25 protein-coding genes and 3 pseudogenes are annotated in these 24,181 nt (G+C 67.1%); 10 read left to right on the top strand and 18 right to left on the bottom strand.

Annotated elements, in window-relative coordinates:
• Positions 1–24: 24 nt before the first annotated feature.
• Positions 25–930 (top strand): hydrogen peroxide-inducible genes activator, encoded by a 906-nt coding sequence (locus ACRYJK_RS10130; protein ID WP_482667470.1) that lies wholly within the window; start codon positions 25–27, stop codon positions 928–930.
• A 9-nt stretch (positions 931–939) separates the two neighbouring features.
• Here ACRYJK_RS10130 and pgsA read toward each other — a convergent pair whose 3' ends face one another.
• The 4 genes from pgsA to ACRYJK_RS10110 form a co-directional block, all read right to left on the bottom strand.
• On the bottom strand, positions 940–1,530 hold the full coding sequence (pgsA, locus tag ACRYJK_RS10125; protein WP_482667745.1) for a CDP-diacylglycerol--glycerol-3-phosphate 3-phosphatidyltransferase: 591 nt from the start codon (positions 1,528–1,530) through the stop codon (positions 940–942).
• Between the two features lie 66 nt (positions 1,531–1,596).
• The gene (gene ruvA, locus ACRYJK_RS10120; RefSeq protein ID WP_482667469.1) at positions 1,597–2,196 is read right to left on the bottom strand and encodes a Holliday junction branch migration protein RuvA; all 600 of its coding nucleotides are present in this window, start codon (positions 2,194–2,196) and stop codon (positions 1,597–1,599) included.
• A 218-nt stretch (positions 2,197–2,414) separates the two neighbouring features.
• The gene (gene ruvC / locus ACRYJK_RS10115; protein ID WP_482667468.1) at positions 2,415–2,948 is read right to left on the bottom strand and encodes a crossover junction endodeoxyribonuclease RuvC; all 534 of its coding nucleotides are present in this window, start codon (positions 2,946–2,948) and stop codon (positions 2,415–2,417) included.
• Positions 2,903–3,646 (bottom strand): YebC/PmpR family DNA-binding transcriptional regulator, encoded by a 744-nt coding sequence (locus ACRYJK_RS10110; RefSeq protein ID WP_482667467.1) that lies wholly within the window; start codon positions 3,644–3,646, stop codon positions 2,903–2,905. Before ACRYJK_RS10110 ends, ruvC begins: the two co-directional genes overlap by 46 nt.
• A gap of 135 nt (positions 3,647–3,781) precedes the next feature.
• Here ACRYJK_RS10110 and ACRYJK_RS10105 point away from each other — a divergent pair, with 135 nt between their 5' ends.
• Positions 3,782–4,498 carry a type 1 glutamine amidotransferase domain-containing protein gene (locus tag ACRYJK_RS10105; RefSeq protein WP_482667466.1) on the top strand — a complete coding sequence of 239 codons (717 nt, stop codon included), beginning with the start codon at positions 3,782–3,784 and terminating at the stop codon, positions 4,496–4,498.
• Between the two features lie 86 nt (positions 4,499–4,584).
• On the opposite strand, the gene ACRYJK_RS10100 is transcribed toward ACRYJK_RS10105, so the two are convergent.
• The gene (locus ACRYJK_RS10100; protein WP_482667465.1) at positions 4,585–4,833 is read right to left on the bottom strand and encodes a DUF2312 domain-containing protein; all 249 of its coding nucleotides are present in this window, start codon (positions 4,831–4,833) and stop codon (positions 4,585–4,587) included.
• 146 nt (positions 4,834–4,979) lie between these two features.
• On the opposite strand from ACRYJK_RS10100, the gene pyk reads away from it, so the two are divergent.
• Entirely contained in the window at positions 4,980–6,452 is a 1,473-nt protein-coding gene (pyk, locus tag ACRYJK_RS10095; RefSeq protein ID WP_482667464.1) for a pyruvate kinase, read from the top strand.
• On the top strand, positions 6,449–6,865 hold the full coding sequence (locus tag ACRYJK_RS10090; RefSeq protein WP_482667463.1) for an acyl-CoA thioesterase: 417 nt from the start codon (positions 6,449–6,451) through the stop codon (positions 6,863–6,865). Before pyk ends, ACRYJK_RS10090 begins: the two co-directional genes overlap by 4 nt.
• A gap of 4 nt (positions 6,866–6,869) precedes the next feature.
• On the opposite strand, the gene ACRYJK_RS10085 is transcribed toward ACRYJK_RS10090, so the two are convergent.
• The 6 genes from ACRYJK_RS10085 to ACRYJK_RS10060 all read right to left on the bottom strand — a co-directional run bounded on the left by ACRYJK_RS10085 (position 6,870) and on the right by ACRYJK_RS10060 (position 13,876).
• A complete protein-coding gene (locus ACRYJK_RS10085; protein ID WP_482667462.1) occupies positions 6,870–7,589 on the bottom strand; it encodes an esterase/lipase family protein in 720 nt (239 codons plus the stop codon).
• Positions 7,576–8,661 (bottom strand): GTP cyclohydrolase II, encoded by a 1,086-nt coding sequence (gene ribA / locus ACRYJK_RS10080; protein WP_482667744.1) that lies wholly within the window; start codon positions 8,659–8,661, stop codon positions 7,576–7,578. Before ribA ends, ACRYJK_RS10085 begins: the two co-directional genes overlap by 14 nt.
• The gene (locus ACRYJK_RS10075; RefSeq protein ID WP_482667461.1) at positions 8,661–9,455 is read right to left on the bottom strand and encodes an exodeoxyribonuclease III; all 795 of its coding nucleotides are present in this window, start codon (positions 9,453–9,455) and stop codon (positions 8,661–8,663) included. The genes ribA and ACRYJK_RS10075 overlap by 1 nt, the downstream gene beginning before the upstream one ends.
• A 298-nt stretch (positions 9,456–9,753) precedes the next feature.
• The gene (locus ACRYJK_RS10070; RefSeq protein ID WP_482667460.1) at positions 9,754–10,437 is read right to left on the bottom strand and encodes a LolA family protein; all 684 of its coding nucleotides are present in this window, start codon (positions 10,435–10,437) and stop codon (positions 9,754–9,756) included.
• Between the two features lie 139 nt (positions 10,438–10,576).
• Positions 10,577–12,877 carry an FtsK/SpoIIIE family DNA translocase gene (locus ACRYJK_RS10065; RefSeq protein WP_482667743.1) on the bottom strand — a complete coding sequence of 767 codons (2,301 nt, stop codon included), beginning with the start codon at positions 12,875–12,877 and terminating at the stop codon, positions 10,577–10,579.
• Positions 12,878–13,057: 180 nt separating this feature from the next.
• Positions 13,058–13,876 carry a class I SAM-dependent methyltransferase gene (locus tag ACRYJK_RS10060; RefSeq protein WP_482667459.1) on the bottom strand — a complete coding sequence of 273 codons (819 nt, stop codon included), beginning with the start codon at positions 13,874–13,876 and terminating at the stop codon, positions 13,058–13,060.
• Between the two features lie 426 nt (positions 13,877–14,302).
• On the opposite strand from ACRYJK_RS10060, the gene rplJ reads away from it, so the two are divergent.
• Both rplJ and rplL read left to right on the top strand, forming a co-directional pair.
• Positions 14,303–14,818 (top strand): 50S ribosomal protein L10, encoded by a 516-nt coding sequence (rplJ, locus tag ACRYJK_RS10055; protein ID WP_482667458.1) that lies wholly within the window; start codon positions 14,303–14,305, stop codon positions 14,816–14,818.
• Positions 14,819–14,889: 71 nt separating this feature from the next.
• Positions 14,890–15,267 (top strand): 50S ribosomal protein L7/L12, encoded by a 378-nt coding sequence (gene rplL / locus ACRYJK_RS10050; RefSeq protein WP_482667457.1) that lies wholly within the window; start codon positions 14,890–14,892, stop codon positions 15,265–15,267.
• Between the two features lie 142 nt (positions 15,268–15,409).
• Here rplL and ACRYJK_RS10045 read toward each other — a convergent pair whose 3' ends face one another.
• On the bottom strand, positions 15,410–16,408 hold the full coding sequence (locus tag ACRYJK_RS10045) for an NADPH:quinone oxidoreductase family protein (protein ID WP_482667456.1): 999 nt from the start codon (positions 16,406–16,408) through the stop codon (positions 15,410–15,412).
• 232 nt (positions 16,409–16,640) lie between these two features.
• On the opposite strand from ACRYJK_RS10045, the gene ACRYJK_RS10040 reads away from it, so the two are divergent.
• Together ACRYJK_RS10040 and ACRYJK_RS10035 are read left to right on the top strand one after the other, a co-directional pair.
• Complete coding sequence (locus ACRYJK_RS10040) at positions 16,641–17,729, top strand: serine hydrolase (protein ID WP_482667455.1); 1,089 nt, start codon at positions 16,641–16,643, stop codon at positions 17,727–17,729.
• A gap of 179 nt (positions 17,730–17,908) precedes the next feature.
• Entirely contained in the window at positions 17,909–18,598 is a 690-nt protein-coding gene (locus ACRYJK_RS10035) for a Crp/Fnr family transcriptional regulator (RefSeq protein ID WP_482667454.1), read from the top strand.
• 23 nt (positions 18,599–18,621) lie between these two features.
• On the opposite strand, the gene ACRYJK_RS10030 is transcribed toward ACRYJK_RS10035, so the two are convergent.
• The 6 genes and pseudogenes from ACRYJK_RS10030 to ACRYJK_RS10005 form a co-directional block, all read right to left on the bottom strand.
• Positions 18,622–19,410 (bottom strand): class II aldolase/adducin family protein, encoded by a 789-nt coding sequence (locus ACRYJK_RS10030; protein ID WP_482667453.1) that lies wholly within the window; start codon positions 19,408–19,410, stop codon positions 18,622–18,624.
• Between the two features lie 454 nt (positions 19,411–19,864).
• Positions 19,865–20,005, bottom strand: a pseudogene (locus ACRYJK_RS10025) (arsenical-resistance protein); the annotation flags it as partial.
• The gene (gene arsN2, locus ACRYJK_RS10020; protein WP_482667452.1) at positions 19,992–20,453 is read right to left on the bottom strand and encodes an arsenic resistance N-acetyltransferase ArsN2; all 462 of its coding nucleotides are present in this window, start codon (positions 20,451–20,453) and stop codon (positions 19,992–19,994) included. The pseudogene ACRYJK_RS10025 and the gene arsN2, both read right to left, overlap by 14 nt.
• A complete protein-coding gene (locus ACRYJK_RS10015; protein WP_482667451.1) occupies positions 20,450–20,824 on the bottom strand; it encodes an ArsR/SmtB family transcription factor in 375 nt (124 codons plus the stop codon). Before ACRYJK_RS10015 ends, arsN2 begins: the two co-directional genes overlap by 4 nt.
• A gap of 59 nt (positions 20,825–20,883) precedes the next feature.
• Positions 20,884–21,335: pseudogene (locus tag ACRYJK_RS10010) on the bottom strand (IS5 family transposase); the annotation flags it as partial.
• A gap of 44 nt (positions 21,336–21,379) precedes the next feature.
• Positions 21,380–22,783 (bottom strand): annotated as a pseudogene (locus ACRYJK_RS10005) (EAL domain-containing protein); the annotation flags it as partial.
• A gap of 148 nt (positions 22,784–22,931) precedes the next feature.
• Between ACRYJK_RS10005 and ACRYJK_RS10000 the strand changes: the two are divergent.
• Together ACRYJK_RS10000 and ACRYJK_RS09995 are read left to right on the top strand one after the other, a co-directional pair.
• On the top strand, positions 22,932–23,768 hold the full coding sequence (locus ACRYJK_RS10000; RefSeq protein ID WP_482667450.1) for a hypothetical protein: 837 nt from the start codon (positions 22,932–22,934) through the stop codon (positions 23,766–23,768).
• A gap of 72 nt (positions 23,769–23,840) precedes the next feature.
• A partial coding sequence (locus ACRYJK_RS09995; RefSeq protein ID WP_482667449.1) for an exonuclease domain-containing protein occupies positions 23,841–24,181 on the top strand: 341 nt, incomplete at its 3' end.

Genomic DNA, 24,181 nt, shown 5'->3' with positions numbered 1-24,181 from the left:
GGATTGATCGGACTTGTCGAACAGATGCAAACCTATCTCCCGACCATCAAGCAACTGCAATATCTCGTCGCGCTGCATCAGCACGGACATTTCGGCCGAGCGGCGGATGCGACCTTTGTGACCCAATCGACGCTGTCGGCGGGTCTGCGTGAACTCGAATCGCTGCTGGGGGTGATGCTGGTCGAGCGGACCCGGCGGGTAGTCCGCTTCACGCCCCTCGGCGAAGCGGTGGTCGAGCGCGCGCACCGCGTGCTGCGCGAGGCCGAGGAGCTCGCCGCGCTCGCCGCCGCGTCCGGCAGACCGCTGACCGGCGATCTGCGGATGAGCGTGATCCCGACCATCGCCCCGTTCCTGCTCCCCCGCCTTCTCCCCCGGCTGCGTGTCGAGCGCCCGGAACTTAACCTCTATCTGCGCGAGGAAACGTCGGGTCAGGCCTGCGCGTCGTTGCACCAGGGCCAGGTCGACTGCGTCATGCTGGCGCTCCCCTACCCTTGCGGCGACACCGAGCAGGAGCTGCTGTTCGAAGACCCGCTGCTGCTCGCGCTCCCGGCCGGGGAAGCGGCTAATCTTCCCGAAACGGTGTCGCCCGATACGCTCGACAATGACCGGCTGCTGCTGCTCGAGGACGGGCATTGCCTCAAGGATCATGCACTCGCCGTGTGCCACCGTCCCGACCTCAAAGGGTCGGCGCGGATGATGGGGACGTCGCTGCACACGCTGGTGCAGATGGTGGACAACGGCCTCGGCGTCACGGTGTTGCCGCAGATGGCGGTCGACGCGGGGCTGCTGGAGCCGACCCAGGTGGTCACGCGTGCGCTCGCCACCCAGAATGCCGCGCGTCAGATCGCACTGGTCTGGCGGACCAATTCGCCGCGGGAGCGCGACTTTCGCCTGCTGGCGGAGGTGCTTCGCCGTCACCACACCGGGTGACGCGGGCGCTCAGTCCATGTGGCGCACGCCGGCGCGCAGATAGTCCCAGCCGGTGATCAGCGTCAGTCCGGCGGCGATCCACAGCGTCGTGAGCCCCACCGCCTTTGAAAGCGCGGCAAAGCCGAACCCTTCGACGAAGGGCACGTGGGGCCCGATCCCCCCGGCCAGGATCAGCGCACCCAGCGCGATCATCTGAAACGCGGTCTTCCACTTGGCGAGGCGGCTGACCGGCACCGACACCTGCAGTCCGGCGAGGAATTCGCGCAAGCCCGACACCGCAATCTCTCGCAACAGGATGACCATCGCCGGCACAAGGTGCCAATCCTGCACCGACGCGGGATCGTGGCGCGTCCCGCACAGCAGCAGGATCACCGCGGCGACCATCATCTTGTCGGCGATGGGATCGAGGAAGATGCCGAGTTTCGACACCGTGCCCTGCGCCCGCGCGAGGTAGCCGTCGAAATAATCGGTGATGCCCATCGCGCAGTAGAGCACAAAGGCGAGCAGCCAGCCGGTATCCCACCGCCCCCACATCAGGGCGATCAGCACCGGCAAAGCCACCACGCGGGACAGCGTCAGGACGTTGGGCAGGCTGAACATCATTCCCCCGAGCGTGTCGCATGGCGATAGCGGCTTCGCCCTGAGGTGGCGAGGGGGCCGCCGCCTTTATCCCGCCTTGCGCAACGCGAGTCGCACCAGCGCATCGAGCGTCGCGGCCGGCCCGAGCTCGTCGCTCGCGGCGGCGACGGCCGCGCTCGCCTCTGCCGGCTTGAACCCGAGCGCGGCGAGCGCCGACAGCGCGTCGGCCTGCGGGCCTGGCGCAGGGCGAAGCGCAGCGCCGCTGCCGACGACGACCGTGTTGAGCCCGCCGACCTTGTCCTTGAGTTCGTTGCAGATGCGCTGGGCGAGTTTCGGCCCCACCCCCTGCGCGCGGGCGATGGCGGCGCTGTCCGCCGCAGCGATGGCGCGCGCAATCTCCGCAGGGCCGAGCGCTGAGAGGATCGCCAGCGCGACCTTGCCGCCGACCCCCTGCACCCCGGTCAGCAGGCGAAACCAGTCGCGCTCTTCTGCGCTCGCAAAGCCGATCAGCCGCAAAAAATCTTCGCCGACGAGCATCTCGGTGTGCACGGTCACGGTCTCGCCGACCGCGCCGAGCGCGTCGAGCGTGCGCGCCGATGCTTCGACCAGATAGCCGACCCCGCCCACGTCGATGACCGCATGCCCCGCGCTGGTCTGGTCGAGCGTTCCGGTGAGCTTCGCGATCATGCGGGCGGGCTTAGCGAAGCCGGACGGGTGTGCGAAGGGGCGATGCGCCGACGATGATGACCTCCCCTCCCCCTCGTGGGGAGGGGTTGGGGGTGGGGGCCGAGCCGCGTCTGCGGCTCGTGAAAAAATCATTGGCGCTACGCTGCGATGGGTCTCTTCCGCTCGCATACGCGAGCAGGCCCCCACCCCTGCCCCTCCCCAGGAGGGGGAGGGGAAATTTAGACAAGTCGCCCCGCATGATGCGCGTGGCAAATCGCCACCGCCAGCGCGTCGGCGGCATCCGCGCCCGCGGGTTTGCAGCCGGGCAGCAGCCGCTCGACCATGCCGCGCACCTGATCCTTGTCCGCGCGGCCGGAGCCGGTGACCGCCTGCTTGACGAGGCTCGGCGCATATTCACCGACCGCAACGCCGCAGCGCCCCGCCACCGCCAGCGCCACCCCGCGCGCCTGCGCAAGCTTCAAGGTCGAGCGCGGGTTGTCGTTGACGAACACCTCCTCGACCCCGACCCCGACCACGGCGTGTTGCGCGATCAGGTCGGTCAGCGCGGCGTCGAGCGCCGCCAGCCGCAACGCCAGCGCATCGGCTGTGCGAGTCTTGATGCAGCCATTGGCAATATGGCGCAGCCGCGACCCTTCGCACGCCACAACGCCCCAGCCGGTCGTGCCGAGCCCGGGATCGAGCCCGAGGATCAGGCGGGAGCCCCCGGTCAGAGCTGCTCCATCACCGCGTCGCTGACCTCGTAATTGCCCCACACGGTCTGGACGTCGTCGTCATCCTCGAGCGCGTCGATCAGCTTCATCAGCGTCGCCGCGGTGCCGGCATCGTCGACCGCGGTGGTGAGGTTGGGCTTCCACGCGAGCTTGGCGCTTTCCGCTTCGCCGAGCTTCGCTTCGAGCGCGCGGGCGACCTCGTGCAGATCTTCGACCGCAGTCCAGATTTCGTGGCCGTCCTCAGACGACACGACGTCGCTCGCGCCCGCGTCGAGGGCGGCTTCGAGCACCGTGTCCTCATCGCCCGCGCCCGCGCCATATTCGATCAGGCCGAGCCGTTCGAACCCATGCGCGACCGAACCGCTGGCGCCCAGATTGCCGCCATTCTTGGCAAAAGCGGTGCGCACGTTGGTGGCGGTGCGGTTGCGATTATCCGTCAGCGCCTCGACGATGATCGCGGTGCCGCCGGGACCGTACCCCTCGTAGCGCAGCTCTTCGTAATTGTCGGCATCGCCCCCGCTCGCCTTGTCGATCGAGCGCTGGATATTGTCCTTGGGCATGCCGCCCGAACGCGCCGCGAGCACCGCCGCGCGCAGCCGCGGGTTGTGGTCGGGGTCGGGCAGCCCCGACTTCGCCGCGACGGTGATTTCGCGGCTGAGCTTGGAAAACAGGGCGCTGCGCTTCTTATCCTGCGCGCCCTTGCGGTGCATGATATTCTTGAATTTGGAATGGCCGGCCATGCGCCGCGTTCCCCTGGCTGTACAATGAGGCGATTGGCGCGCCTGTTAGCCAGCGGCCCGCCGAGTGGCAATCGCCCGGAACGAAGCGCGAGCGCGGCTCGTTAGCCGCCGGTCAACGCCTTCTGGAGAAGCGCCATGTCCAGCGCCGGTCGCATCCTCATCATCGTCACCAACGTCAATCAGTATGAAAAGGTCGGCTTTCGCACCGGCCTGTGGCTGGGCGAGCTGACGCACTTCTGGGACGTCGGCGAAGAGGCGGGCTGCGCGATGACCGTTGCCAGCCCCAAGGGCGGTTTCGTGCCGATCGATCCCGAGAGCCTCTCCATGGCCGGCATGGCGGAAATGTTCGGCCTCGGCGGGGCGGTGTCCGATCGATACAAGGATCGCGCGTTCATGGATCGCCTGAACGACACGGTCGCGATCGCCGACGTATCGGTCGACGATTTCGACGCGATCTACCTGACTGGCGGGCACGGCACGATGTTCGACTTCCGCGACCCCGCGCTCGCACGGCTGGTCGGTGCCTTTTACGACGCGGGCAAGCTGGTCTCGGGGGTGTGCCACGGCCCGGTCGGGTTGCTCGACGTGACGCTGGCCGACGGCTCCTCGCTGCTGGCGGGGCGCAAGGTGACCGGATTCTCGAACAAGGAAGAGTCGGCCGCCAGTCGCGACGATGCCATCCCTTTCAGCCTCGAAGACGAGCTGACCCGGCGCGCGGGCGACTATTCAAGGGCGATGCTCCCCTTCGCCAGCCATGTCGTCGAAGATGGACGGCTGATCACCGGCCAGAACCCGTCGAGCGCGAAGGGCGTCGCGGAAGCGGTCGTGAAGCAGCTTCGGGGTGAGGGCTGAGAGTTACCGCCCTCCCTCACATCGTCGCCCCGGACTTGGATTGGACAAGGTCCGGGGTGACGGTTCGATCAAGGTGAGCGGCGCCCTTAGCCGATCCCCAGCGCCGCCTTGTAGGTGTCGAGCAGCGCTTCCATTTCCTGCCGGTCGTGCAGCGGCATTTTGCGGAGCCGCACGATCTGCCGCATGATCTTGGCATCATAGCCCTGCGACTTCGCCTCGGCATAGACGTCGCGGATGTCGTCGGCGATGCCCTTCTTTTCCTCCTCGAGCCGCTCGACGCGTTCGATGAACAGCTTGAGCTGGTTGTCGGTGGGTTCGGCGTCGTCGTCGGCCATGGAAGCGTGATTCTCCGTTCGATGTAGGCGGCGCCGATAGCGGCGAGGGGCGGCGGGGGGAAGCGCGCTCGGTCCGCCGCGCCGCCCGCTTCGCCTTGCGCCTGTCACACCCCTGCCCCAAAGCACTGCGCCAGCCGGAGAGATTTGTGACCCCCATCACCCCCCCGCGCGACCGCCGCGTCCGCATCCTTGCAACGCTGGGCCCCGCATCGAGCGGGCCGGAGCGCATCCGCGCGCTGTTCGACGCCGGCGCCGACGCCTTCCGCCTCAACATGAGCCACGGCGACCATGCCATGCACGCCGCCAACGTCGCGGCGATCCGGGCGATGGAGAAGGAGACCGGCCGCCCGACCACCATCCTGGCCGACCTTCAGGGGCCGAAGCTGCGTGTCGGCACCTTTGCCGAGGGCGGGGTGATGCTAGAGGAGGGGCAGCGCTTCACCTTTGATGCCGACCCCGCGCCCGGCGATGTCCAGCGCGTGCAGTTGCCCCACCCGGAGGTGCGCGTCGCGTTGCAGCCCGACGCGCGGCTGCTGCTCGACGACGGCAAGCTGGTGCTGCGTGTGCTGCGAGTCGATGGCGATGCGATCGAGACGATGGTCGAGGTCGGTGGGCGCCTGTCCGACCGCAAGGGCGTCAACCTGCCCGACGTCGTAGTGCCGCTGGCAGCGTTGACCGAAAAGGACCGCCGCGACCTCGCCTTCGCCATCGACGCGCATGTCGACTGGATCGCGCTCAGCTTTGTGCAGCGGCCCGAGGATGTCGCGGAAGCGCGCACGCTGATCCGTGGCCGCGCCGGCGTCATGGTCAAGCTGGAGAAGCCGCAGGCGCTCGAACGGCTCGAGGAGATCATGGAGCTTGCCGATGCGTGCATGGTCGCGCGCGGCGACCTCGGCGTCGAACTACCGCCCGAACGTGTGCCCGTCGCGCAAAAGCGCATCGTCAGCCTGGCCCGCGCGATGGGCAAACCCGTGGTGGTGGCGACGCAGATGCTCGAATCGATGATCGTTGCGCCGACGCCCACCCGCGCCGAGGTTAGCGATGTCGCCAATGCCATGTACGACGGCGCCGACGCGGTGATGCTGTCGGCCGAAACCGCCGCGGGCGCGTGGCCGGTGGACGCGGTGCGGATGATGGACCGCATCGGCCGCACGGTCGAGCGCGACCCCGGCTATCACGCGCGGCTGCACTTCACCGAGACCAAGGCCGAACCGACCACGGCCGACGCGCTGTCCGAAGCGGCGGGGGCGGTCGGGGAGATCATCGGCGCCGACGGCATCGTCTGCTTCACCGGCACCGGCTCGACCGCGCGGCGCGTCTCGCGCGAACGGCCGCAGGCGCCGATCCTCGTGCTGACGCCCAAGCTCGAGGCGGCGCGGCGGATGGGGCTGCTGTGGGGGGTGCATGCGGTCCACACGCGCGACATCGGCAGTTTCGAGGAAATGATCGCCAAAGGCCGCCGCATGGCGGTGCGCCACGGCATCGGCGGCGCGGGATCGAAGCTGATCATGATGGCCGGCGTGCCCTTCGGGACGCCCGGTTCGACCAACGTGCTGCATGTGGCAACGCTGACCGGTGACGAGCTGAAGAGCCAGCGTCAAACACCGCCGGCGCCATGAGCGAGCCGATTCCGCCCGGCGCCTTTCGCCAGCGCGTCGTCGCGAGCGATGGCGACATCGACGAGCTCGGCCACGTCAACAACGCGGTGTGGGTGCGCTGGATCCAGGACGTCGCGGTGGCCCACTGGCGCAGCCTCGCGACGGCGGCGGAGGACGCGGCGGCCTATTGGGTCGTGACCCGGCACGAGATCGACTACCGCGCCGCGCTGCTGCCGGGCGAAGCGGCAATCGGCGCGACCTGGGTGCCCGATCCGCCGCGGGGCGCGCGCTTCGACCGGCGCGTGTGCTTCGTGCGCGAACATGACGGGCGGGTGTTGATCGACGCCCGCACCACCTGGGCGATGATCGACCGCGCCAGCGGCCGCCCGATGCGCGTCCCCGCCGAACTCGCCGACCGGTTCCGCGCAAGTTGAGCGTCTAGCCCCGCCGCGCCTCCACCTCGCCGAGGCATTCGGCGACCGCCGCGACCGAACGCGGATCGTGCGCGAAGCCGATGTGCGTGCAATCGACCGCGATCGCCCGGTCGCGCTCGCTCGACTCCCCGCGCGAAGTCTGCGCGGCAACGACGCCGTCCCGCTCCGAATAAAGCGCGTAGGTCGGTACGTCGGGCCGGACGCGGTCGTGCCAGCCGATCGGCGGCGCTTCCACGGGATGGCCCGCGACCCGCTGGTAGAGCCGCCAGGCGTGATTGGCCTTGAGCGAGCCCGAGAAAGGCGATCCCATCGAGATGACGCTCGCCACGCGATCGGGGTGATGCTTGGCATATTCGCGCGCAAACAGCCCGCCAAGGCTCCAACCGACGAGATGCAGCCGCTCGGCGCCCGTCCTGGCGAGGACGGCTTCGACGCGGCGTCCCAACGCTTCGAGCGTATCTGGCCGCGCGCCCCGGTTGATGCCAAGGCCCCAGCCAAACACCGGCCAACCCCGTGCTTCGAGCCCGCGCCGCAGCGGGCGCGACCCGGCATCGTTGGCAAGGAAACCGGGCAGCACCAGCACCGGCAAATGTTCTCCGGCGATCGGGCGCTGCGCGGGCCGCGGGCGACTGCGCACCCGCGCGACGATCCACGCCGGCATGCTCATCGCTTCGCCGGCCAAAAGCCGCAGCGACGGAGGGGCAATCGGGTCAGTGCGCGACATCGCTCGAGGGCTCCTTCAACTCCAGCATGTGCCGGGTGCGCGCCGCCTTGGTCGCGAGGTAGCGGGCATTGTGCGGGTTGGCGGCGAGTTCGAGCGGCAGGCGTTCGATAACCCTCACCCCCGCCGCCTCCAACCGCGCGATCTTGTCGGGGTTGTTGGTGAGCAAGCGCACCTGCGTCACGCCGAGTAGGTCGAGCATCCGCGCGGCGATGGCGAAATCGCGCGCCTCGATGGGAAAGCCGAGTCTCAGATTGGCATCGACCGTGTCGTAACCCTGGTCCTGCAGCTGGTAGGCGCGCAGCTTGTTGATGAGGCCGATGCCGCGCCCTTCCTGCCGCAGGTAGAGGAGGATGCCCCACCCTGCCCCTGCGATGCGCGACAGCGCCGCGTCGAGCTGCGGCCCGCAGTCGCATTTGAGGCTGCCGAGCACATCGCCGGTGAGGCATTCGCTATGCAGCCGCACCACCGGCGGAGTGCCGTCGCGCGTCCCGAGGATCAGCGCGACATGCTCGCTCGGATCGCCGGGGCTGCGGAAGGCGACGATCTCCGCGCCCACGTCCACGCGCACCGGAAGTTGCGCACGCGCGGCGATGGCGAGCCGGGCCGGGTCGACGAACCGAGCGACCTCCGCCGACGCGAGCGTTATTTCGGGCGAAGCGTCGGTCATCATCAGCGCCGGGAGAAGCCCCGCCTGCCGCGCGAGCCGCACCGCCGCCCGGGCGGCATCAGCCCGCGGACCATCAAGGGGGAGTGCGCGGAACGGACCTTTCAGCGGAAAGCGCAGGTCGAGCGCGGGATCGGCCACCGCGCGGGCCTGGATCGCACCGTCGTTCGCATCCCACGCGATCAGGACCGGCCCCGGCTCCGCCGCATCGCGCTGGTTGGTGAGCTTGAGCGTCGTCGCGCGCTCCCCCGACAACAGCATCGCCGTCGGCTGGAGACTGGAAAATTCGGCGTCGCTGAGCGGTTCGATCGCGGCCAGGGTCAGCCCCTCCTCGCCTTTCCCGAAGCGCACCGGCCAACCATGCCGCAGCGCGTCGATGGCGCGCGGGACCGTGCGATCATCCGCCATCAGAAGGTGAAATCCGTGACGATCGGCACGTGGTCCGAAGGCCGCGTCCAGCTGCGGCAGCATTCGTGCACGTGGTGGGCGCGAGCTGTCGGTGCGACGTCGGGGGTGGCCCACATATGGTCGAGCCTTCGCCCACGATCGCTCGCCGCCCAGTCTTTCGCGCGGTAGCTCCACCAGGTGTAGAGCCTTTCCGGCGCGGGCACGAAGCGGCGGCCAAGGTCGACCCAGTGGGCCGCGCCCTGCAAGCGGCCGAGCGTCTCGACCTCGATCGGTGTGTGGCTGACGACGTCGATCAGCGCCTTGTGACTCCACACGTCGCATTCGAGCGGGGCGACGTTGAAGTCGCCGGTCAGGATCGTCGGCACGTTCAAGCCGGCGGACCAGTCGATCATGCGCCCCAGAAAGTCGAGCTTTTGCCCGAACTTCGGGTTGACGCTGCGGTCGGGCACGTCGCCGCCGGCGGGAACATAGACGTTTTCGATGCGCACGCCGTTGTCGAGGCTGACGCCGAGATGCCGTGCTTCGCCGTTGGCCTGCCAGTCGAGCCGGTCGTCGCGCGCGATCGGCACGCGGCTCGCGATGGCGACGCCGTGGTGCATGCGCTGGCCGTTGACGATGACCCAGTCATAGCCCGCCGCCGCGAACAGGTCCCGCGGGAACAGGTCGTCGACGACCTTCGTCTCCTGGAGGCAAAGCACGTCGGGCGCCTCGCGATCGAGGAAATCGCGGACGAGATCGGCGCGGGCGCGCACCGAATTGATGTTCCAGGATGCGATGCGGAGGGTGCCGCTCATGACGCGGGGCTTTGGCGGATGTCGGACGCGGGAACAAGGCGAAGCGCGAAACGGCCCCCGCTCCGAGGGGCAAGTGGAGCGGGGGCCGCGCGATGATCGCTGGGCAGGGACTTCCCGACGACCGTTGCGCACGTCGCGAGGCCTGATGGGGCTTGTCCGATGACTGGCTGGGGCGCTGGCCATCGGCAGAACCTGCGCGACACCGCCACCGCTGCCCCCGAATTACTGTCGCGTCGATGAACGAATGTTCACCTCCGCGACAAGGCGTGGCCGCGCGGGGGCGGGGTGTGAAAATCCCCTAGCGCGTGCGCGGTCCGGACTGCTGCGTGCGCGGGTCGCGCCAGCGAAACACGCTGTCCTCCACCGGCACATTGTAGCGAATGTTGCTGAGCCGGACCGTCGTGCGATTACGCTGCGCGTCGGTTGCCACCCAGCCATACAGCCGCAGCCCCGCCGGCCCCGCCGGATCGCGCACGAACGCCATCGAGATCATGCCATATTCCGGATGCCGCGGATCGCGCACATCAACGCTGATCGCACCGGGATCGCTGGTTGGCCCTTGCGTCGCAAAGCGCATCAGATTGGCGCCCGGATCGATCAGCACCGCCAGCGGCGAGTTGCGCACCGGCCAGCGCTGCACCTGACGCACCTGGTAATCGATCATCGTCAGCGCGCTGCCGTCGGCGACGATCAGCAGCGGGTTGCCCGGCGCATATTGGAAACGAATGCGTCCCGGCTGCTTGAGCGTCAGTCGCCCGCTCTGCACCCGCCCCTGCCGGTCGGTCTGGCTGAAATCGGCGACGAGGCTGCGCGTCGCTTCGAGGTGCCGCTGCACCAGCGCGAGGTCGCCGCTCGGCGCACGCGCCGCTGGCGTCGCCGAACGCGCCTGCGCCCAGGCATTACCTGAGACGGCAACGCCGCTGAGACCGGCGACCCCAAGCGCGGCGACGGTCAAAGCGGTGCGGGGAAACGAACGAGGCATTGGGTATCCTGTCAGTGAAATTCGAATGGGCAGAACGCCCGATGTGTTGGCCCGCTCCCTCGCATCGGCGCATTGAATAGCGACTGAACCCCGATGTCAGCGTCGCGACAGGGGGGAAGCAACTCGCTGCGCCCGAGCGTCAGTCGTCGTCGGCCTCACCCCCGCGGCGTTTTTTCTTGCCCGCCTTGTCGAGCAGCACATCGCGGCGGCCTAGGTGATTGGGCGAGGAGACGATGCCGTCGGCCTCCATGCGGTCTACGTGCCGCGAGGCAGTGTTGTAGCCGATCCGCAGCGCGCGCTGCACCGAACTGACGCTGGCGCGCTGGCTGTCGATCACCACCTGCACCGCCTGCGCATATTGGCGATCCTCGGCGGTGTCCGCCACATCCTCGCCACCATAGGCCCAATCGCCCCCCACTTCGGGTTCTTCGGTCACCGCCTCGACATAGGTGGGGGCGCCCTGCGCGCGCCAATGGTCGGCAACCGCGCGCACCTCCTCGTCGCTGACGAAGGGGCCGTGGACGCGGATCGGCGATTTCCCGCCCGCCATCCACAGCATGTCGCCCTTCCCCAGCAGCTGTTCGGCGCCCATCTCGCCAAGGATCGTGCGGCTGTCGATCTTGGACGTGACGTGAAAGCTGATGCGGGTCGGCAGGTTCGCCTTGATGACGCCGGTGATGACGTCGACGCTCGGGCGCTGCGTCGCGAGGATGAGGTGGATGCCCGCCGCGCGCGCCTTTTGCGCGAGCCGCTGGATCAGCACCTCGACCTCCTTGCCGGCGGTGATCATGAGGTCGGCGAGCTCGTCGACGATCACCACGATGTGCGGCATCGGCTCAACGTCGATCTGCTCTTCCTCGTAGATCGGACGCCCGGTGTCGGGGTCGAAGCCGGTCTGCACCTGGCGCTTCAGCGACTGCCCCCGCGCCTTGGCGCTGCGGACCTTGTCGTTAAAGCTGGCGAGGTTGCGCACCTGAAGGTTGGCCATCGCGCGATAGCGGTCCTCCATCTGCTCGACCGCCCATTTCAATGCGCGCACCGCCTTGGGCGGTTCGGTTACCACCGGCGCGAGCAGGTGCGGGATGCCGTCATAAACGCTCAATTCGAGCATCTTCGGATCGATCAGGATCATGCGGCACTGGTCAGGGGTGAGCCGGTAGAGCAGCGACAGGATCATCGCGTTGAGCCCGACCGATTTGCCCGAGCCGGTCGTCCCCGCGATCAGCAAGTGCGGCATCGGCGCGAGGTCGGCGACGACCGGATCCCCGGCGATATTCTTGCCCAGCACGATGGCAAGTTGGCCCTCGCGCTCCTGAAATGCCTCGCTGGCGATCAGCTGGTGGAGCACCACCGGCTCGGTCTTGGGATTGGGCAGCTCGATGCCGATCACGGTGCGGCCGGGGATCGAGGCGATGCGCGCCGACAGCGCCGACATGTTCCGGGCGATGTCGTCGGCGAGGTTGATGACCCGGCTCGCCTTCGTTCCCGGCGCGGGTTCGAGCTCGTACATCGTCACCACCGGACCCTGGCGAACGGCGGTGATGTTTCCTTCGACCTTGAAGTCTTCGAGCACGCCTTCGAGAAGGCGCGCGTTGCGTTCAAGCGCGGCCTTGTCGACGCTCAATCCGCTCTTGTCCGAAGCGGGCGTCAGCAGCGACAGCGGTGGCAGGTGGGTGCCGGCGAACATGTCGCCCTGAGTCGCGCGCGCGCCGCCCGGTCGCGCGGCGGGGGCCGGCGCGGGCTCGCTGATCTCGGGTGAGAGGCGGGGGCCGGCATCGACCGGACGTCGCCGCGGGGCCACCACGCCGGGCTCGGCGGAACCTCGCTCCTCGTCGGCATCGCGGTCGGGCTCGGCCAATGCCGCAACGGGCCGCCGCCGTTCGCGCAACCAGCCGAGCGCACGGGCGAACAGCCCCGCCGACGGCAGGCTGAGCGCGAGACTGCGCCACCACAGCCACAGCCCGCCCAGCCCCAGGCCGAGCAGCAACACGCCGCGCAGCGCCGCGGCTCCGCCCGCGTTCAGCATCGCCGCGAGCGGGTCGACCGCCGCGTCGGCCGCGTAACCGATCACGCCGCCCCGCCCGGCGGTCAGCACCTCGGGGCTATTCTCCCAGATCGACAGAGCCGCAGCGCACAGCATCACGCCGACGATGGCGCGCCACAGGCGCCGGCTGCGCGACTGGGCCATGGCGAGCCGCCAGCCGCCGACCGCCAGATTGCCGCTCAACAGCAGCATGGGCCAGCCTGCGATCAGCAGCAGGATGCTCGCGACATGTGCCCCAGGGGAACCCAGCAGGTTGCGCACCGGTCCCGATGCGGCGGTCGTGTAGCTCGGATCGGCGCTCGAAAAGCTGATTAGCATCGCCGCCAGCACCAGCGCGAGCAGCATCGCCGCACTGCCCGCGATCAGTTCGCCGAAGCGCTTGAAGATGCCGCGCATCAACCCGTCCCACTCCCCGCGCATCTGCGCGGGTGGCAGGTTGGTCGCGCTCGGGTCGAGCGCCGAGCGCGAAGCGGGAGATCGACTGGCCATTGCGCAAACCGTGCCCGACCGCGCGATGCAAGGTCAAGCGACGGCGGCCACCGCCGCGCGGGGACGGCCCCCCGGCTGCCACCTTGCTTATCGCTTGATCCCGCACGCTACCCAGTAGGGAAGGCCGTCGCTGAAGCGGATGTTCTCGAGCCCTGCCGCCTGCATCATCGCTGCGATCTCTGCGCGCGAGAAGCGCTGCTCCAGCCGGGTTCCGAACCGGTCGAGCGCATCCGTGCGCATGGTGTAGAAGGACAGGTGGCGATAGGGCGACAAGGGGATGTTGGCGACGTCGACCCCGGCCTTCTCCGCCAGCCGCGCGCCCCGCGCCAACGGATAATAGACACTGAGTGCGATGGCGCTGGTGATCGCCTTGCGCAGCCAGAACGGGGTGCGCGAAATCCCTTGGCGGAAGAGGTCGGAAGCCCGCCAAATCCCACGAAACCACATCGGTTTGTTGTCGAACGCATAATAGAGATAGACGAGAAAGGGCGCGCCCGGCTTCAGCTTGCGCACGCAGTCGGCCATCGCGCTCGCGGTGTCTGGGATGTGGTGGAGCACCCCCAGAGAGTAGGCGAAGTCGAGGCTTGCATCCTCGAACGGCAACTCGTCCGTCGTTGCCTCGTGAAACCTGACGTTGGGACAGTGCGCCAGATTCGCTCGCGCCACATTGAGCGCCGCGGCGGCCGGGTCGACGCAATGGAGCTGGCCGACGCGGGGGGCGACCCCCTTGGCCCAGCGCCCGGACCCGCAGCCAATATCGGCGCCTACCGCGCCGGCCGGCAACTTATCCCAAGGACATATATGGAAGTAATCGGCGAACAGCTTCGCATATTCCGGCTCGCCCATCGCCGTCTGGTCGAAGCTTCGCCACTCGTCGCCGAAGCCTTCGACGGTTTTACGATCCACATTTCGCGACATCTTTTCCCCCCGGAGGAACGGCACGACTCACCGGGACGATAAGATCATTACTTCGTTGTTCAACAACTTCTTGATGGACGCCGCATCGCGCCGGTCGCTTGACAGCAGGGGCTCGCCAAGGCAGAGGCACGCGCGACCGGCGGGCCTTGCTGTCCGTCGTCACCGTCCGAGACTGTCGGCGGGGCAAGCGATCAGTCGCCGGCCCCTTGATATCCGCCGACACAGACGGGGACATGGCTCATCCGATGGGTGAGCGGCCATGATGCGGAGATCTCCGCTGGCCTTGTCGGTGCGCCTTGGGTGCGCCGCCTTCATTCCCTGTTCGCTGGACACCTCCCCCCTCACCGGGGCTGAGGTCATTGAGCCGTCCGGCTTCGGGTTCGCCCGCGCCCGGATATGAAGGAAGGACAAGGCATGGATCGCAATCAAAAGGCCGAGGTGGTCGATGCGTTGCGCACGATGCTGTCGGATGCCGGCGCGGTGGTCATCACCCGCAACGGCGGGCTGACCGTCGCTCAGTCGACGGCGCTGCGCGTGAAAATGCGCGAGGCGGGGGCGACCTACAAGGTTGCCAAGAACCGGCTCGTGAAGATCGCGATCGACGGCACGCCTTATGCTGGCATGGCCGACATGCTGACCGGGCCCGTCGGGCTCGCGATCAGCAGTGACCCTGTCAGCGCTGCGAAGATCGTTTCGGACTTCGCCAAGACCAACGACAAGCTCGAAATCGTCGGCGGCAGCATGGGTGAAACCGTGCTGGATACGGCGGGTGTTGCGGCGCTCGCGACGCTCCCCAGCCTCGACGAGCTGCGTGCAAAGATCGTCGGTCTGGTGCAGGCTCCCGCGACCAAGCTCGCCCAGATCGCGTCGGCTCCGGCCGGCCAGCTGGCGCGCGTGCTCGGGGCCTACGCCGCCAAGGACGCTGCGTAACTCGATTACCCCCTCGATACCCCGGCCATTCGCGGACACCCCGCGCGGCCTGATCATTTTGGAGATACATCATGGCTGATCTCGCCAAGATCGTTGAAGACCTGTCGGCGCTGACCGTTCTCGAAGCGGCCGACCTTGCAAAGATGCTCGAAGAAAAGTGGGGCGTTTCGGCCGCTGCGGCGGTTGCGATGGCCGCACCGGGCGGCGGCGGTGCCGCTGCGCCGGCCGCTGAAGAGAAGGACGAATTCGACGTCGTCCTCACCGGCGACGGCGGCAACAAGATCAACGTGATCAAGGAAGTCCGCGCGATCACCGGCCTCGGCCTCGGCGAAGCCAAGGCGCTGGTCGAAGGCGCGCCGAAGGCCGTCAAGGAAGGCGTCAACAAGGCGGAAGCCGAAGAGCTCAAGAAGAAGCTCGAAGCCGCCGGCGCGACCGTCGAGCTCAAGTGATGCAAAGCCCGGGCGGCTGCGCCGCCTGGGTTCCAGCGTCATTCCCGCGAATGCGGGGCCGGGGTGACCAGCGTCGCGCCGGATGACCCAAAAGCCCGGTCTCCCACACGGGAGGCCGGGCTTTTTGTCGGGCATCGAGGGTTCAGTCGATGGTCACCACCAGCTTGCCCGCGGCGCGCCGTTCGCCCAACGCCGCGATCGCTTCATGCGCGCGGTCGAGCGGGTAGGTGGCCGTTACGCGCGGGCTGATTCGCCCCTCGCGCCACCAGTCGAACAGCTGCGCGATATGCGCGCGGTTGGCGTCGGGTGAGCGCATCGCGAACGCCCCCCAGAATACGCCGCAGACGTCGCAGCTCTTGAGCAGGGTAAGGTTGAGCGGCAGGCGCGGGATGCCGGCGGGAAAGCCCACGACGAGGTAGCGCCCCTCCCACCCGATGGAGCGGAGCGCCGGCTCGGCGTAGTCCCCGCCGACCGCGTCATAGATGACGTCGGCGCCAGCCGGTCCGACCGTGGCCTTGAACATGTCTGCCAGCGCCTTCGACGCATCCTTGTCGAACGGCTGGCGCGGATAGACGAGCGTGTCATCCGCCCCTGCTTCGCGCGCGACTGCCGCCTTGTCCTCGCTCGACACCGCGCCGACGACCCGCGCGCCAAGCGCCTTGCCGATCTCGATCGCGGCGAGCCCGACGCCGCCGGCCGCACCTAGCACCAGCAACGTCTCACCCGCCTTCAGTCGCCCGCGATCGATCAGTGCGTGGATCGACGTGCCATAGGTCATCAGTAGCGCCGATCCCTGCTCGAACGACACATCGTCGGGCAGACGGTAGGCGTTGTTGGCGCGCGTCGCGACTTTCTGCGCCAACCCGCCATGACCGCAGGCGGCGATGACCCGATCGCCGACGGAGAGGTGCGTCACGCCGGCGCCGACCGCGGACACGACCCCGGCGACCTCACCCCCCGGCGCGAACGGGCGGGGGGGTTTGAACTGATAGCGGTCCTCGATGATCAGCGTGTCGGGAAAGTTGATCGCGCACGCACGCACGTCGATCACCACCTCGCCCTCACCCGCCACCGGGTCCGGCAATTCGCCGACCGTCAGCCGTTCCGGTCCACCGACCTCGGTCGAGAGCAAAGCTTTCATGCAGACATTCTCCTTGGCGATTTGCACAGCATCGTCCGTCAAGCGTCGCCCCATGACAAGGGCAGCGTCGCGCTCCATTCATCGCGCTTAGGCGGGCGTTCATCCCACGCGATCCACAAGGCTCTTCGCGCCGAATCGCCTGCGGCGTAGAGGGGACACCGTGGAAATGACCTCAAATCGTTCGAGCCCTTCCTTTCATCGGCTGCGCGGTCTGAGCGTTGCGAGCGTAGCGGTGGCGCTGCTCAGCGGTTGCGCCAACGCCGTGCCGCCGCCGCGCGCCAGCGCCCCCCCGCCCCGCATGCCCGCGATGGTCTCGCGCCCGGTAGTGCAGGCGCTCCCGCCCGCGGCCGCCCCGCTGCCCCCGCCCCAGCGCTTCGACGCGAGCGCCGAACGGCCGCCCGCGGAGCTCGAGGCGACCATCGACGCGCTGTGGCGCAGCTTCCCGGGCCGAACCGGGATCGCCGTGCGACGGATCGACGGTAACTGGAGCGTCGCGCGCCGCGGCGACGAATTTTTCCCGCAACAGAGCGTGTCGAAGCTGTGGGTAACCCTCGCGACGCTGGCGCGCATCGACGCTGGTGAGGGCGCGCTGTCCGACCAGGTCAGCATCACCGCCGACGATCTCACCTTGTTCAACCAGCCGCTCGCCCGTCGCGTGCAGAGCGAGGGCGTGGTGCGCGAAAGCGTCGACACGCTGATCGAACGCGCCATCACCGGCAGCGACAACACCGCCAACGACACGTTGCTGCGCTACGCGGGCGGGCCCGATGCGGTGCGCCGCTATCTCGCCTCGCGCGGCGTCAGCGGCATCCGCTTCGGTCCGGGGGAACGGCTGCTGCAAAGCAACATCGCCGGCATTCAGTGGCGGCAGCACTACTCCGTCGGCCGCGGGTTCGAGGCGGCACGTGGTCAGGTGCCGATCGAACTGCGCCAGGCGGCGCTCAATCGCTATCTCGCCAATCCCGAAGACGGCGCCCAGCCGCAGGCGGTCGTGGATGCGCTGGCGGCGCTCGCGCGCGGGCAGCTCCTTTCGCCGGCCTCGACCAGGCGAGTGATCGACACCATGCATCGCACCACCAGCGGCCCCCAGCGGCTCAAGGCCGGGGTGCCGCCGGGCTGGCGGGTGGCGCACAAGACGGGGACCGGCCAGGTGCTCGGCGCGTTGGCGACCGGCTACAACGACATCGGCATCATTACGGCGCCTGATGGGACGCGCTACGCCGTCGCGGTCATGCTCGCATCGACCACTGCGTCCATCCCCGAACGCATGCAGTTGATGCAGGCGGTGAGCCGGGCCGTGGCGCAGTCGCACGGACGCTGATCATCGAAGCGCGAACGGCGGGCGGCCTGTGAGCGTTGCCTTTCTGTTTCCTTGATCCTGATCTATTGCTCTGTCCGTAACGATCCGCTTGGAGCGGGCGGTCGGCGGTCGGCGGCACCGGGGAGGGGGGCATCGGTATGATCACGCGCAATTTCCTTCGCGGACGCCGCCGTGACGCCATGAGCGATGATGATCTGGCCGCGGTCGATGCACTCATCGCTGAAGTCCGTGAGGTCCCTGCGCGCAAGGTCGTACTGAAATCGGGCGAGGCGCTCGACCATTCGACGTACCTCATCGACGGCATGATGTGCCGGTATATGGATGACCGTGACGGACGACGTCAGCTCGTGGCGATGCAGATCACCGGCGATTTCGTCGATCTTCACGCATTCCCGCTGCGCTGGCTCGACCATGACGTCGGCACGATCACCCCCTGCCGCGTCGGCATCGTACCGCACGAGCGGCTGGCACAATTGCAGCGCGAACGCCCGCAACTGATGCGCATGCTGTGGTTCTCGACTCTGCTGGATGCCGCCATGCATCGGGAATGGATTTTCCGTCTGGGCCGCCTCAACGCGATCGGACGGTTGGCGCATTTCCTCGCGGAACTGGAATATCGCCTGCGCATGGTCGGGGAATCCGATGGCCGGCGCTTTCTTTTGCCGATGTTGCAGGCGGATCTGGCGGAGGCGTGTGGGATGACGCCGGTGCATCTCAACCGCGTCGTGCGCCGGTTGCGCGACCTCGACCTCGTCGTGCTGCGGGACGGCCAGGCGTTCATCACCGACCTCAAGGGGCTGTGGCAGCTGGCGGAGTTCGACCCGCGCTATCTGTTCCCCGATGGTGGGGTCGCCGCACCATCCGCCTGACCGGTCGCGCCGCAGCGCGAACGTCAGTTCCGAAAGCCGGAGTCGATGCGGTCGAGCTTGCGCAGCAGCGCGGGCCAGGCTAGCGCCTGCGCCACCATCGCCATACCACCCGGCGGTGATTGCCCCTCCACCTTCTCGGGCGTGCCCTGCGGCGGATTGTTGAGGTTCTCGCGCCCGGCCGACAACATCATCACCTGCGTCTGGCACGCGCGCTCGAGGAAATAGAGCCGCATGAAGCAGTCCGCGACGCTCTGTCCGACCGCCAGCGTGCCGTGGTTTCGGAGGATCATCGCATGTTTGTTGCCGAGGTCCGCCACCAGCCGCTCACGCTCGTCGAGGTCGGTCGCGATCCCCTCATAGTCGTGATAGGCAACATTGTGCCGCGCGATCATCGCCGTTTGCGTGTGCGGCAGCAGCCCTTCCGCCATCGCGCTCACCGCCTGCCCGTGCGGCGTGTGAAGGTGCATTACCGCGTGCGCGTCCTCGCGCGCCATATGGATCGCGCTGTGGATGGTGAAGCCGGCAGGGTTCACCGGGTGCGACGTCGGCACCACCGGCATCCCGTCGACGTCGATCTTCACCAGCGACGACGCGGTAATCTCCTCGAACATCATGTCGTAAGGATTGATGAGGAAATGATGCTCGGGCCCCGGCACGCGCGCGGAGAGGTGGGTGAAGATAAGGTCGTCCCAGCCATAAAGCGCGACCAGTCGATAGGCCGCGGCCAGATCGACCCGCACCGCCCACTCCTCAGCGCTCACGCTGGCGCGGACATGATCATCGTTCGCCGGTAACGCCGCTGCGCTCGCCACACTCCACTCCTCGCCGTCGTATCAGGAGGCGGAGGCTAGGACCGCCGGCGCGAAAGGGAAAGAAAAACCAGCGCCGCCGCAGGCAGCGGGGATTGACTCTTAAGCGCAGATCATCGCGGTGCGGCAGTCAATGGCGACACGCCCAGACCGCTTTGCGCCCTCATCCCGGTCGTTCCGGCAACCGCCATTGCAATCTGAGAACTGTCGTCCGTTGTGGGTAGGGCGCGGCAAAATGGCAACGACGACCATGGCACGCAGATTCTGTCCGCGACCAATGCAAGATCCTTCTGCCGGTTGCGCTAGCGGCTGAGCCTAGATAGGGGCGTTACCAGAAAGACATTTGGCTTGGGATCTGAACCGGTCATTCGTCACGCGGGCGGGCGTTCATGCCTGCGAGCAGCCTCTCGAGCTGCGGCCTGGTCCACCCGTTTGCAGATACTCGACGACATTCGGCGCCGGCAACGGGGAGATTCACGTTCGCGATCTCGGCCGCGCCGATCATCTGGAAGGCCGGCGCGAAGAAATGGCCGAGCGCGATCCCGACGACGATGCAAAGGCCAACCCATAGGGTCAGATATCGTTCAAAGGCCGACATGGGCGGCGCTCCTCTCTGCGAGGCTGCGGTGCATGAAGGCTGCGCTTCCAGGGCACACGCCCGAGAATTGAGGCGTCGCCGCGATCGCCGGCGGGGCCTCGGCTCGTGCTACCTGGTTGAAACCATGACGGGCAAAAAAACCGTCTGCGTTCGTGGTGAGCAGCCAAATATGGCGCGCGCCGCGTATCTCTGCCGCGACGATCAGCCGCTCAAGAATGGCAGCTCCTGCGCCTGTGCCGCGACGATCATCGTCGACGACGATCGATCGCATAAGAGCGTGCTCGCCGGCGAGCAGGAAGCCGCCGCAACCAATGGCGCGGCTCGCGTCCGTGAAGACGAAAAAGAACTGGTCCGCCGTCGATAGGTCGCTCGTCGGCAGCTTCGCCGCCTCGAGCCTTGTCACGAGCTGCGGATCGTCGAACGTCGTTAGGGTGGCGGTGATGGTCATGCCTGCCCCTGCACGTCGCAACACGCGGCACGGCTCGCGATCTCGGCGAGCGGCACGCACACCTCGGGGCGGCCGCCGCAACAATCCTCGAGCAGAAATCCGATCAGGCCCGCGATACGATCGTATGCGGCCGAATAGATCAACGACCGGCTTTCGCGCCGCTGCGCGATCAGGCCGGCGCGGTGAAGGTGGGCCAAGTGGAAGGACATCGACGACGCGGGCGACTGCATCGCCTCGGCAATGCTGCCGGCTGACATGCCCTCGGGGCCTGCCTGCACGAGAAGCCGGAAAACGGCGAGCCTTCGCTCATGTGCCAAAGCGCTTAGTGCGGCGATCGCCGCGGGTGTGGATCCATCCGACATTTCCAACATATTCGAAGGATTCGCCGATCAGGTCAAGAGCTTGGATCGCTAGGGTCAGGACTCATTCGTCACAGCCAGAAGATGACGGTGGCAGCGAGTGCGATGGCGGAGAAGAAGACGGTTGGGCATCGGTCGTAGCGAGTAGCGACGCGGCGCCAGTCCTTCAGGCGGCCGAACATGATCTCGATACGGCTGCGGCGCCGGTAGCGGCGCTTGTCGTACCTGACGGGCTCGTTGCGCGACCTGCGGCCTGGGATGCAGGGCTGGATGCCCTTGGCCTGAAGAGCGTCCCTGAACCAGTCGGCGTCGTAGCCGCGATCACCAAGCAGTCACTGCGCCTTCGGCATGTCATCGAGTAGCGCTGCCGCGCCGGTGTAGTCGCTGACCTGGCCCGCGGTCATGAAGAAGCTCAAGGGGCGCCCGTTCGCATCGGCGATGGCGTGAAGCTTGGTGTTCATGCCGCCTTTGGTGCGGCCGATCAGGCGGCCAAGATCCCCTTTTTAACCCGCAGGCTCGATGCCCCTGCAGCATTGCCAATGCCTGATCCGGCTGATCCATGATCGCGCTTTCGGTAAGCTCGATTTCGAGTTGGTCGGACCGCAGGTTACGTTTTAGCAGGCCGAGCTGTATGCGCTGGATGAGGTCGGCTTCTGCCAGATTGGCAGCGGAAATATTGATCGAAAGACTGAGGCCGATGTCCCGCGCTGTCCAGGATGACAGCTGATCCAGCGCGGCATCCAGCACCCATTGCGTAACCGCGCGGGCCAGCGATGTCTGCTCCACTAGGGGGATGAACTCGGCGGGGGAGATCTCGCCCAGCGTTGGATGGCGCCAACGCAGCAGCGCTTCAGCACCGACGCAGCGTCTGGTCGCCAGATCGATGCGTGGTTGGAAAACAAGCCGCAGTTGGTCCGTTGCTTCCAGCGCCGCACCGAAATCCTGAAGCAGGCCGTACTGGCGCCGGTGTTCGCTGTCGCGGGAGGCGGAGTACAGGCTGATCGCGCCGTCTATCGATCGGGCATCCTGGGCCGCACTGACGGCACCGCGCAGGACGTCGTCGGCCGACACAGCGCCCAAGGTAAAAGGACGCACCCCCACGGCAATGCTGGTAACGAAGCGGACCGAGGACAACGCCCGCAACTGCTCGAACTCGGTTTGCAGCATCCTCATATAGGCCGTCTGTTCAACTCCTGCCGGGGACAGGAAGGCAAACTGAGTGGCCCCGACACGATAAAGCGACCGAGTAGGCTCAAGCGCTTCGCAAAGCGCCAGCGCCGCCTCCCGGACCATCTCGTCCACTCGTCCGCTGCCCAGAACGCGCGTCATTTTGCTAACCTGATCGTCGCGGGCGAGGTCGACCACGACGGCGAAACGCTCTTTGCCGGGCAGGTCACGCGCGAGGTCGATCAGGTCATCTCGAAACTGGGTTCGGGTAGGCAGGCCGCTGACCGGGTCGATGCGCCCGAATGCGTGTTGCAGTTCGATCTGCGCCATGACCATCGCCGCAAGATCGGTAAGCGCCCTCAACTCGGCCGTTGACGCCTCGCGTGGCTCGGCGCCGAGGACGCACAGCGATCCCAGGCCATAGCCCTCGCTGGTGACAAGTGGGGCACCGGCGTAAAAGCGCGTTCCATTGCGTGCCAGCAGGCTGTCCGCGTAACAGGGATCAGAAAGAAAATCGGTGATGACCAGCGGCTCGCGCGTTTCAGCCACCTCGGCGCAGGGCGCCTTGTGGCGCGGAATGCTCCAGTGATCGATGCCGACGCGTGACTTGAACCATTGCCGATCATGATCCGTCAGTGAGATGGCGGCAACCGGCAGGTCAAAGATTTGGCTCGCCATACGTGTGATCCGGTCGAAGCTCTCGCTGGCCGGAGTGTCGAGCAGCCTCAGTTGACGCAGTGCGTCCAGCCGCGCCTCTTCCTGATAATTACGCACCGATCGCTCCTTCGAGCGCAAGAATGCCATAGCCATGTTAACAGTTTGCTGCTGCCCTGACGCTCCGGTGGTTAGATTGCAGAGGCCAACGTTGTCGCGAAAGGCGGAGGGGTGCTGAGCGACCGAGTCTGGGTCTAAGCCGCCGTTCCACGCTCGCTCCGACCAAGTCGTTCTCCGAGTGGCCATCTACGGCCAAGGAGAAATTGTCATGGGCTACTCACACCTCGACCCGTCCGCCCCGCGGCGCGTGCCGTGGAACTCAGGCAAGAATGTCGGCCCGAAGCGACCGCTGACGCAGAAACAGATCTGGGCAATCCGCTTCCACCTCGACCGGGAGACGCGGCTAGTGCGCGTCGGCAATCAGCTGAGTGTTGAGGCAAATTTGGCGCGCGAATTCGGCGTCACCCCGAACGCCTTCGATCGGCCTGAATGTCAAAAGGCGCTGCGGATCGTCGATGATCATCGAAAGGCGGAGTTTTTCGCCATCCTCGACTACGCTCGACTCTATCCCCGCCAATTTTCATTTGACGGGGGGAACTGGTCGGTCAGCGATCCCGCAGACCCTGACACGGCGTCGCTGATCATGAAATGGCGAGGTGCCGCGCCTAACTCAATTGCGCGCGCCGTCGAGGGGGGCCTCAAGTCGCTGCCGGCTCAATGCGAAGCGCAGCTGCCCAACTCAATCGTCACTGCCGTAAATCCTCCGATGACGGCCAGGGCGGTGGACCCGCTAGCCATCCGTGCCGCTGAGGAGGGCGCAGCCACGCCGCCCTCCAAAACTGTCACGGAGCCGGTTGGCCGAAACCACACGCAAACGGCGCCTTGTCCGGCACCGACCACGATGACGACGAGGGAAGCAACCAAGGTCACCCACCCTCCGACCAATCCTCAACCTCCGACCCCGGCTCCCCCTGCGCAAGATGAGCCTGGCCATCATTCCAAGCCAACGCGCCCGGTTGCCCACGCCGCGATCGAGCACATGCGCCAACTCGCGTCAGGATTTGGCCTCAGCTAATTCGCTGCGCTGCGATAGAATATTTGAGTTCCTGAGAAGCCTTTTGAGCATCCTGCTCGAAAGGAAAAAGTTATGAACTATGACAACCTGGTTTTCGCGAGCCACGAGGTAGCGGCAGCGGCTGCGGTGCTGCGAGACCATCCAGACTTCAAGCTGCAGGTACGTCTTGACCAGCCGCGCGCTCGCCCGGCTCGACCCGATCTGGTCTTGCGCAAGGTGGCACTGCTGGACTGCGAAACGACCTCGCTCAACGTCGAGACCGCCGAGATCATCGAGTTGGCGATCAAGGTCGTCGAGATCGGTCGGGGCGGCTGGGCAGTCGGGCATCTTCCGACGCGCTGCTGGCTCGAGCAGCCCGAGTTCGGCGTACCGGAGGAGGTGACCGAGCTTACCGGCCTCACCGACGCGATGGT

This window comes from Sphingomonas sp. BLHR8 (assembly GCF_056821725.1).
This window is presented reverse-complemented; position numbering and strand designations above follow the sequence as displayed.